The organism is Vibrio sp. 378 (assembly GCF_033339435.1).
On record NZ_JAWOUO010001087.1, the window covers coordinates 1 to 535 of the forward strand.

The following is a 535-nucleotide window of genomic DNA, read 5'->3' on the forward strand; positions in this document are numbered from 1 at the left end:
GCTGGTGATTTGGAAAAAATCAGACCAAGGCGCCGTGATTCGTACCGTGTTCTACAACGTTCGCTCTGGCGACACCATCAGTGGCATCGCAAGCAAATTCAAGGTGAAGAGCAACGACATCGTAAAATGGAACTCGCTGCATAAGCAGAAGTACCTAAAACCGGGTCAAAAACTTAAGCTGTACGTAGATGTAACTAAGGTAAGTGTATGAACCCGTCAAGTAACCCACTCGTAATGTTGTTGGACATATTCCGTTCTCCAACCTCTTGTTTTCTTGCGCTTTATCGGCGTGGTGGTTGGGGATGGCAACCTTTCATCTTTTTGATGCTAAGCCCATTCCTATTTTGGGGCGCGTACTTTTCGAACGTTGATTTTACGTGGTTAAGTGACCAACTCACTGTACAGTTCCAACAAATCGACCCACAGCAGATTGAGCTATTGGAACCAAACACGTTGATGGCAAGTGCGATCATTAATGACGTGTTCAATCGCTTTGCGACGCTTTTGTTGCTTGCGTTTTGGTTCTTCCTTGCGA

The 535-nt window shown here is 45.6% G+C and carries 1 protein-coding gene and 1 pseudogene; both read left to right on the top strand.

The genetic code is table 11. The features are described 5' to 3' along the window. Positions 1 to 211, top strand: a 211-nt coding sequence (locus R7Q48_RS30515) for a LysM peptidoglycan-binding domain-containing protein (protein ID WP_318134161.1), incomplete at its 5' end; no start/stop codon positions are given. Further along, a pseudogene (locus tag R7Q48_RS30520) lies at positions 208 to 535 on the top strand (hypothetical protein); the annotation flags it as partial. The gene R7Q48_RS30515 and the pseudogene R7Q48_RS30520, both read left to right, overlap by 4 nt.